At 63.3% G+C, this 8,182-nt stretch carries 7 protein-coding genes and 1 pseudogene; 5 read left to right on the forward strand and 3 right to left on the reverse strand.

Annotation, left to right across the window (positions count from 1 at the left end; translation table 11 throughout):
• Nucleotides 1-420, reverse strand: a pseudogene (locus tag AC1DKD_RS36190) (polyhydroxyalkanoate depolymerase); the annotation flags it as partial.
• A 274-nt stretch (nt 421-694) separates the two neighbouring features.
• The gene (locus tag AC1DKD_RS36195; RefSeq protein ID WP_441629994.1) at nt 695-1,891 is read right to left on the reverse strand and encodes an amino acid aminotransferase; all 1,197 of its coding nucleotides are present in this window, start codon (nt 1,889-1,891) and stop codon (nt 695-697) included.
• Nucleotides 1,892-2,048: 157 nt separating this feature from the next.
• On the opposite strand from AC1DKD_RS36195, the gene uvrB reads away from it, so the two are divergent.
• Complete coding sequence (uvrB, locus tag AC1DKD_RS36200; protein WP_477144363.1) at nt 2,049-4,148, forward strand: excinuclease ABC subunit UvrB; 2,100 nt, start codon at nt 2,049-2,051, stop codon at nt 4,146-4,148.
• 83 nt (nt 4,149-4,231) lie between these two features.
• Complete coding sequence (locus AC1DKD_RS36205; RefSeq protein ID WP_441629998.1) at nt 4,232-4,531, forward strand: putative quinol monooxygenase; 300 nt, start codon at nt 4,232-4,234, stop codon at nt 4,529-4,531.
• A 72-nt stretch (nt 4,532-4,603) separates the two neighbouring features.
• Here the strand turns inward: AC1DKD_RS36205 and AC1DKD_RS36210 are convergent, their stop codons facing one another.
• A complete protein-coding gene (locus AC1DKD_RS36210; protein ID WP_441630000.1) occupies nt 4,604-5,059 on the reverse strand; it encodes a hypothetical protein in 456 nt (151 codons plus the stop codon).
• Nucleotides 5,060-5,241: 182 nt separating this feature from the next.
• Here AC1DKD_RS36210 and AC1DKD_RS36215 point away from each other — a divergent pair, with 182 nt between their 5' ends.
• The 3 genes from AC1DKD_RS36215 to AC1DKD_RS36225 all read left to right on the forward strand — a co-directional run.
• A complete protein-coding gene (locus AC1DKD_RS36215) occupies nt 5,242-5,733 on the forward strand; it encodes a low molecular weight protein-tyrosine-phosphatase (protein ID WP_045238075.1) in 492 nt (163 codons plus the stop codon).
• Nucleotides 5,734-5,780: 47 nt separating this feature from the next.
• Nucleotides 5,781-7,871, forward strand: a complete 2,091-nt coding sequence (locus AC1DKD_RS36220; protein WP_441630002.1) for a site-specific recombinase — start codon at nt 5,781-5,783, stop codon at nt 7,869-7,871.
• A gap of 80 nt (nt 7,872-7,951) precedes the next feature.
• Nucleotides 7,952-8,182: Rrf2 family transcriptional regulator (locus tag AC1DKD_RS36225; protein WP_477144364.1), on the forward strand; the 231-nt coding region annotated here is incomplete at its 3' end.

Consider the following 8,182-nt stretch of genomic DNA (forward strand, 5'->3'; position numbering starts at 1 on the left):
CACATAGACCTTGTGATCCTGCAGCAGGGTTTTCACCGTGTCGCGCAGCAGCGTGGAATGGTGGCCCGACAGGGGCGCGCATACCAGTACGACCGGCTCATCCTTGAGCAGCTTGATGGTCTCGGGGTCGTCCGCATAGCGCTTGAAGCGCACCAGTTTGCAGAAGGGCTTTTCGATGATGGTCTGTTCGACGATCGGGATGTCCCTGCCGTTGGAGCGTACCGACTTGATATCGAAGCCCGGCTTCTCGTATTCCTTGCCGAGCCGGTAAAGCAGTTCGTAGCCGGCGGCCAGTCGCGTGGCGCCTGGCACCAGGGACATCGGGCTCAGGGGATTGGTGAAGGTCTTGGCTGTAGCCTGCGCCCACGCGGTAAGTGGGTGCAGCATCGAGCGCTGGAATTCGTGCAGCTGGTAAAGCATGACGGGTCCCTATCAGGCTGGGGGCGAAGCTGGAATTCAACGCCTTGATATTACGAATGCAGCAAACACAGAATTGCTAATGTGTTACCGATTATGCTCGTTATCGAACGATCGTGCGATGCAGCATATACCCTAAGGTACGCTTGCATCGGAAAAAGACAAGAGGACAAACGCTGTACTTCTGGCTGACAAATCCAAAAAAATGTAAAAAGATGCGGCCAGACGTGGAAAAGGCGACCGAAGTCGCCTTTCCGTCCACTTTACACGTGTACCGTTACAGCACGGCGGCGATGGCGTCGACCACCGCGTCGATGTTGCGGCTGTTGAGCGCTGCTACACAGATGCGGCCGGTGCCCACGGCGTAGATGCCATGCTCGTTGCGCAGGAGGTCCACTTGCGCCGAGTTCAGGCCCGAGTACGAGAACATGCCGCGCTGGGCCTTGACGAACGAGAAGTCGCCCGGCACGCCCTTGGCGGCCAGCTTGTCCACCAGCGCATGGCGCATCAGCTTGATGCGGTCACGCATTTCGCCCAGCTCCTGTTCCCACATGGCGCGCAGCTCGGGGCTGTTCAGCACGGTGGCGACCACGGTGCCGCCATGGGTCGGCGGGTTGGAGTAGTTGGTGCGGATGACGCGCTTGACCTGCGACATCACGCGCTGGGCTTCTTCCTTGCCCGTGGTGACGATCGACAGCGCGCCCACGCGCTCGCCGTACAGCGAGAAGCTCTTCGAGAACGAGCTCGAGACGAAGAACGGCAGGCCGGATTCGGCGAACAGGCGCACTGCAGCGCCGTCCGGGTCGATGCCATCGGCGAAGCCCTGGTAGGCCATGTCGAGGAACGGGATCAGGTTGCGTTCCTTGATCAGTTCCACCACTTGCTTCCATTGCTCGGGCGAGAGGTCGACACCGGTCGGGTTGTGGCAGCAGGCGTGCAGCACGACGATGGTGTTGGCCGCGTACGACTTCAGCGATTCCACCATGCCGGCGAAATTCAGGCCGTGGCTGGGGGCGTCGTAATAGGTGTAGTTGATCACGGGGAAGCCGGCTGCCTCGAACAGGGCGCGGTGGTTTTCCCAGCTCGGGTCGCTGATGGCGACCTTGGCGTCCGGATACAGGCGCTTGAGGAAGTCGGCGCCGATCTTGAGCGCGCCAGTGCCGCCGAGTGCCTGGGCCGTCACTACGCGACCTTCGGTGATCAGCGGCGATTCCTTGCCGAACAGCAGGGTCTGCACGGCCTGGTCGTAGGCGGCGATGCCTTCGATCGGCAGGTAGCCGCGCGGAGTGGCGGTGGTCAGGCGGGCCTTCTCGGCTTCCTGCACGGCGCGCAGCAGAGGGATTTTCCCTTCGTCGGTGAAGTACACGCCAACACCCAGATTGACCTTGGTCGCACGGGTATCGGCATTGAAGGCTTCATTCAGGCCCAGGATCGGGTCGCGCGGGGCCATCTCGACGGCAGAAAACAAACTCATTTGGGATCTCGTGGTCAACTATGTAACAAAACGGGAAGGCGTAGAATGCTCCGGACTGCGCTCGGGAGTGCGGGCGGCCCCCATCTTGATACCTGGCCGCCAACCCCAAGATTCTAGCGTATCTGCCCGTTTTCCTGAGGTTTTCCCCTACCAGCCTATGTCGAATCTCGTTGAAGTCGCACCCGCGCTGGATGAAGAGAAGTTCGCGACCTTTCCCGGTTCGCCGTTCCAGCTTTACCAGCCTTATCTGCCGGCTGGCGACCAGCCCGAGGCGATCCGCCAGCTGGTCGAGGGGGTGGAGGATGGCCTGTCCTACCAGACCCTGCTGGGGGTGACCGGTTCGGGCAAGACCTTCACCATGGCCAATGTGATTGCCCGCATGGGGCGTCCGGCCATCGTGTTCGCGCCCAACAAGACGCTGGCCGCGCAGCTGTATTCCGAGTTCCGCGAGTTCTTCCCGCGCAATGCCGTGGAGTACTTCGTCAGCTATTACGATTACTACCAGCCCGAAGCCTACGTGCCGCAGCGCGACCTGTTCATCGAGAAGGATTCCTCGATCAACGAGCATATCGAGCAGATGCGGCTGTCGGCCACAAAGAGCCTGCTGGAACGGCGCGACACCATCATCGTGGCCAGCGTCTCCGCCATCTACGGTATCGGCAATCCGTCCGAGTACCACAAGATGATCCTGACGCTGCGCACGGGCGACAAGATCAGCCAGCGCGATGTGATTGCGCGCCTGATCGCCATGCAGTACACCCGCAACGAGACCGATTTCCAGCGCGGCACCTTCCGCGTGCGAGGCGATACGCTGGATATCTTTCCGGCCGAGCATGCCGAGCTAGCGGTGCGTGTCGACATGTTCGACGACGAGATCGATTCGCTGCAGTTCTTCGATCCGCTGACCGGGCGCGTGCGCCAGAAGATCCCGCGTTTCACGGTCTATCCGTCAAGCCACTATGTGACTCCGCGCGAAACGGTGCTGCGGGCGATCGAGGATATCAAGGTCGAACTGCGCGAGCGCCTGGACTTCTTCTACAAGGAGAACAAGCTGGTGGAGGCGCAACGGCTGGAGCAGCGCTCCCGCTTCGACCTGGAAATGCTGTCCGAGCTGGGTTTCTGCAAGGGCATCGAGAACTATTCGCGCCACCTGTCGGGCGCAAGGCCGGGCGACCCGCCGCCCACGCTGGTCGACTACCTGCCGTCCGATGCGTTGATGTTCCTGGATGAGTCGCACGTGCTGATGGGTCAGTTCAACGGCATGTACAACGGCGACAGGGCGCGCAAGACCACCCTGGTCGACTATGGCTTCCGGCTGCCCTCCGCGCTGGACAACCGTCCGCTGAAGTTCGCGGAGTTCGAGGGCAAGATGCGGCAGGTCATGTTTGTCTCGGCCACGCCGTCCAACTACGAGAACGAGCATGCGGGGCAGGTGGTGGAGCAGGTGGTACGGCCCACAGGGCTGGTCGATCCGATCATCCACGTGCGTCCGGCGACCACGCAGGTCGACGATCTGCTGTCCGAGATCCACCAGAAGGTATCCGTCGGAGAGCRCGTGCTGGTGACCACGCTCACCAAGCGCATGGCCGAGCAGCTCACGGAGTTCCTGACCGAGAACGGCGTCAAGGTCCGCTACCTGCACTCGGACATCGATACCGTGGAGCGCGTGGAGATCATCCGCGATCTGCGGCTGGGCACCTTCGATGTGCTGGTCGGCATCAACCTGCTGCGCGAGGGCCTGGATATCCCGGAAGTCTCGCTGGTGGCCATTCTCGACGCGGACAAGGAAGGCTTCCTGCGGGCCGAGCGTTCGCTGATCCAGACCATCGGCCGCGCTGCCCGTAACGTGAACGGCACCGCCATTCTCTATGCCGACCGGATGACCGATTCGATGAAGCGGGCAATCGGCGAGACCGAGCGGCGGCGAGCCAAGCAGGTTGCCTTCAACGAAGCCAACGGCATCGTGCCGCGCGGCGTCGTCAAGCGTATCAAGGACATCATCGACGGGGTCTACGACCCGGGCGAGGTGAAGGCGGAACTGCTGGCCGCGGAAGAGCGCGCCAAGTACGAAGACATGAGCGAGAAGCAGGTCGCGAAGGAGATCAAGCGGCTGGAAAAGCAAATGTTCGAGCACGCCAAGAATCTCGAGTTCGAAAAGGCCGGGCAGGTGCGCGACCAGTTGGCCAAGCTCAAGCGGCAGGTATTCGGCGCCAGCGGCGACGGGGAGCACTTGCCGCCGGCCGCGGCCGCGTCCTGAGGGCGCTCGCCCCTGTGGCATGCGGGCGCTGGCCTTGCTACCGTCTATAGTTGGAATCCCGGACGGTAGTGAGGAGACTGCTCATGGTCAAGTTCGCTCTGTGGGTTCCGCTGCACGCGAAGCCCGGCAAGGAAAAGGAAATAGAGGAACTCCTGCTTGGCGGCCTGCCGCTGGTGCAGGAGGAAACCGGCACCACTGCATGGTTCGCGCTTCGCCTCGGGCCGTCCATGTACGGCATCTTCGATGCGTTCCCCGATGAGGCCGGGCGCCAGGCCCATCTCTCGGGCAAGGTCGCGGCAGCCTTGATGGCGAAGGCCCCCGACCTGTTCGCCAAGCCGCCTTCCATCGAGAAGCTGGACGTGCTGGCGGCCAAGCTGCCCTGAGTCGCACTGTCGCCGGCCAGTCCTTCGGGCTGGCCGGCCCGCGCGGCTGCAAAGGCAGGCGAGGGGCGTGGCCTAGCCCTTTGGGGGGAGCGATCGCAGGCGCTTATTGACTTCCAGCAGGGTTTCGCACGCATCGGCATCAGCGTCGTGGCGCTTGCCGATGAAATCCACGATGGCGCGCAGCGGTTCGCGCTGCGCAGCGCACGCCGTGCCCGGCCCCGGAACCAGCGCCGGGCATGCCGAGCCGATTTCATCCTCCAGGCTGCGCCGGACCACGGTGAGCAGGTTTTCACAACCTGAATCTGGGGTGGCACCCACGGCAGGTTCGGCGGCGCCCGCTAGGCTTGCGCAAAGCAAGATGGGCGATATCAGGAGATGGCTAGGGCGGATATTCACTACGCGATTATGAGCGGGTGACGACTTTGCGTCAGCTAATTTGCCACAATGCAGCGGGCCGGGTGGCTTGATTGCAATCGCGGTCCTTCGCTTCTCGCCGCCCTCAGCGCTTTTTTCGACTTCGAACCGCAACCGCGGCGCCTCTTGATCGTGGCGGTTCGCGTAGGCGGCAGCGGGTAGAATTCGGCTTGCAAAATTCGTGAAGGACTGCCACGGCTGCCCAAGGCGTGCTGCAGGCGATTGATTTCATCGGGACGTATCAGCGGCCTGGCTGCACTTTCGCTTCCTGAATGAACCTCAGGTATCTGATTCCTATGAAGAAATACGCCATTCTCATGTGCTGTATGGGCAATATTTGCCGCTCGCCAACGGCTGAAGGCGTGATGCGCGCCAAACTGGAATCGGCGGGGCTGGCCGATCTGGTCGAGCTGGATTCGGCGGGCACGCATGGCTACCACGTCGGGCGGGCGCCGGATGCGCGCTCGCAGCGCCATGCGCTGGCCCGTGGCTACGATCTCTCCGCGCAACGCGCGCGGCTGGCGGTGGTGCAGGATTTCGCGCGTTTCGACCTGCTATTGGCCATGGACCATGACAACCTGGCGGCTCTGCGCGCAATCAGCCCGCCTGGCAGTCAGGACAAGTTGCGCTTGTTGATGAGCTTCGCCAGCCGCCACGCCGCGGATGAAGTGCCGGATCCCTATTATGGCGAGGGCGACGGCTTCGAACGCGTGCTCGATTACGTGGAGGACGCCTGCGATGGCGTGGTCGCCATGCTGCTCGCAAAGAGGCTGGACGGCGCGGCCTGACCGGCGGCGCGAACCTTCCGGCCGTTGTTTAATTTTCATGAGGTTTCATGTTTCGTTCCCTGTTCCGCAAATGGCGCGAATCGCGCAATGCCAGCCTGCAACTCGACGCAATCCTGGCGGCCGCGGACCCGGAGGCACCGCTGGCGGACCGTAACAGCTGGCTGATCGAACTGGGCTACTGGATCCGGCGCGACGGGCTGCCTGGCGCCGAAGGCATGGCGGCCGACAAGAGCCGCCGCGAGCACGTTCGGCTGCGCTACCTGCTGCAGGTGCTTGGCCGCAACCCGGAAGTGGCGGGGCGCTTTGCCAGCATGGTGCGCTCGCTGGTGCGCGACAACGATCCCACTACCTTGCTTTGCGATACCGGCGTGGCGTCTCACCCGGGCTTCTGGAGCGAGGTGCTCGATCGGCTACAGGCGCGCTTCCTGCCACCGCCGCCCAATCGCGGCGATCTGGCGAGCCTGTTTGCGCTGCTGTTTATCGACGGCAACGATGCCGACTGGGTCGAGGCGCTGGACGCCGAGTTGCTCGAGGGGCTGACTGCCGTGTTGCGCGCGGACGACCCGGAGGCAGCGGGCGATGCCGCCGCGGTGCCGGAATGGGATCGTTTTGATCGCACGCTGGCCACCAGCATCCAGGTACTGGTGAGCCAGGTTCGCGCCACGGGGCTGAGCCAGGCGATCCGCTCGCGCCTCAGTGGCAAGGTGCAGGACACGCCGTTCTTCCGCCTGGGCAGCGCCGCCGAGGCCTTGTGCGAGGAAGGGGCTGCGCAGCACGGTGGCGAGGCGTTCGCGCACCGCCTCAACTATTTCCGTGCACTACTTGACGGCTGCCACCAGGCGGCCCAGCGTGTGTACGACGATCTCGAAGAGAATGGCGTGTCTGTGGAGGTCGTGTTCCAGATCGAGCGCATGAAAGTGCGGCTTGCGCGCATCGAGCTGTTGCTGGCAACCTGGGTCGAGCCGCAGCGGCGCGACCGGCATGCCCATCTGATTGCGGCGTTGATTCGTTCCACCCAGGCGCGCCGCAGCATCGTCCATCTGGCCGGCACTTCGTTCTCGCAACTGGCGCGCAAGGTGGTGGAGCGCTCTGCCGAAACCGGCGAGCATTACATCACGCGCGACCGCCGCGAGTACCGCGATCTGATGCGGGCCGCGGCCGGCGGCGGCCTGATCACCGTGGGCACGGTCTATCTCAAGTTTCTGATCTACGGACTGCACCTGGACAAGTTCATCGAGGGCCTGCTTGCCTCGCTCAACTATGCGGGCAGCTTCCTGGTGATTCACTTCGCGCATTTCACGCTGGCCACCAAGCAGCCGGCGATGACCGGCCCGGCGCTGGCGCACCGGCTCGACGCGGTCGGCAGGCCAGAGGGCCGGGAGATCTTTGTCGATGACACCATCGCGATGATTCGCTCGAACGCCGCGGCGATTTTCGGCAACCTCGCGGCAGTGTTTCCGGTCGCGCTGGCCATCCAGTGGCTGGCCAATCGCTTCCTGGGTGCCAACCTGATCACACCGGCGAAGGCGATCGCCACCATTGAGTCCTTCTCCATTCTCGGTCCCACGCCTGTCTATGCCATCTTCACCGGCGTGCTGCTGTGGCTGTCCAGTCTGGTGGCAGGCTGGGCCGACAACTGGTTCGCGCTGCACAAGGTGCACGACGTGATGGCGTATAACCGCCGCCTGCGCTATGTGCTGGGCGTGCAGGGTGCGGCGCGCATGGCGGATTTCTGGAAGCGCAATATGTCGGGGGTCGCGGCCAATGTCTCGCTTGGCCTGCTGCTCGGTCTGGGGCCGGAGATCCTCAGCTTCTTCGGTCCGCATATGGAGGTGCGCCACGTCACGTTGTCGACCGGGGCGGTAGGCACCTCGATTGGCGTGCTGGGTCTCGGCGTGCTGAAAATGCCTTCGTTCTGGCTGGCGGTGGCGGGCATTGCGCTGATGGGTTTGCTCAATGTGGCAGTGAGTTTCGCCCTGGCCTTCAATATGGCGTTGCGCTCACGCAGCCTGCGTCGGGTAGACCGCCGGGCGCTAAGCGCGGCCGTGCGGCAGCGCATCCTGAAAAACCCCTGGTCCCTGATCGTGCCTCCGCGCGCGCCAGAGACGGCGGCGCCGGTGGGGGAGGGGCGGGTTTGATGCAATGCGGCAGGGGTACTTGACTGAATTAGTCGACTTCTTTTATACTTGACCAAAATGATCAAGTACTCCCCAGCATCATGAGACTGACGACCAAAGGCCGCTTCGCGGTAACCGCCATGATCGACCTGGCCATGCGCCAGGATCAGGGCCCCGTTACGCTAGCGGGCATCAGCCAGCGCCAGAAAATTTCCCTCTCTTACCTCGAGCAGCTGTTCGGTAAGCTGCGTCGCCACGAGATCGTGGAGAGCGTGCGCGGCCCGGGTGGCGGCTACAGCCTTGCCCGCAAGGCGGAGGACGTCACGGTGGCC

The organism is Cupriavidus sp. 05T313 (assembly GCF_056396665.1).